The organism is Microbacterium sp. Ru50 (assembly GCF_002920555.1).
Lineage (GTDB): Bacteria > Actinomycetota > Actinomycetes > Actinomycetales > Microbacteriaceae > Microbacterium > Microbacterium arborescens.
In genome coordinates, this window is sequence record NZ_PQSV01000023.1 from 1 (window position 1) to 926 (window position 926).

1 protein-coding gene and 1 pseudogene are annotated in these 926 nt (G+C 65.4%); both read left to right on the top strand.

Annotated features, from left to right (window positions below; translation table 11 throughout):
* The first annotated feature begins 164 nt into the window (after window positions 1-164).
* Window positions 165-755, top strand: coding sequence for a CDP-glycerol glycerophosphotransferase family protein (locus tag C3481_RS16005; protein WP_374754876.1), 591 nt, complete (start codon window positions 165-167; stop codon window positions 753-755).
* Window positions 751-926 (top strand): annotated as a pseudogene (locus C3481_RS16915) (hypothetical protein); the annotation flags it as partial. The gene C3481_RS16005 and the pseudogene C3481_RS16915, both read left to right, overlap by 5 nt.

A 926-nucleotide genomic window follows, 5' to 3' on the forward strand; every position in this document is an offset into this window, starting at 1 on the left:
ACCGCGCCGAGTTCTTCAAGCTGTCGGCCGCGCACTACAAGCGTTTCAAGCCGAAGGGGTTCGTCCTGCCGGAGGGCTCGCAGGGCGTCAGGTTCCAGCTGCTGGAGCGTGGTTCCTACACGGCGTACGCGGCGGTGACGGCCGCCACCAAGACCCGCCGCCAGGTGATCAAGCGGGCCACCAAGGTCAAGACCAAGCTCGGGAAGACCGCTTACAACCGCCTCTACCAGCTGCATCTGCGACGCCCCGTCGACGAGAAGCTGGCCGTCTACTCGGCCTACTGGAACCGTGGCGTCGCCTGCAACCCCGCGGCCATCTACCAGAAGGCGAAAGAACTCGCTCCCGATGTCCACGGCGTCTGGATCGTGCGGCGCGACGCGGTGGAGACCGTCCCCGAAGGCGTGGACTACGTCGTGGCGAACTCACCGCGGTACTGGGAGGTCATGGCGCGTGCCAAGTACCTCGTCAACAACGTCAACTTCCCGAACAACTTCGTCAAGCGCCCGGAGCAGGTCCATCTGCAGACCCACCACGGCACTCCCCTCAAGCAGATGGGGATCGACCAGCAGCGGTACCCCGCGGCCGCCAAGAACATGAGCTTCGCCAAGATGCTGGAGCGGGCCGACAAGTGGGACCTCAGCCTGACCTCGAACCAGCACTCCACGGAGATCTGGGAGCGGGTGTACCCCCTGCGCGTTCGAGGCGGTCGAATACGGCTATCCGCGCAACGACGTCTACTTCCGGGCCACCGGTGAGGACGTCCTGCGGATCCGCGCCGAACTCGGCATCGAAGAGGGCAAGACGGCCATCCCTCTACTGCCCGACGGTGCGCGACTACCAGAAGGGCTATCGTGCCCCCGTATCGACTGGAGCGGTTCTGCCGCGAGCTGGGCCCCGACTACGTCGTACTCGTGCGCACCCACTAC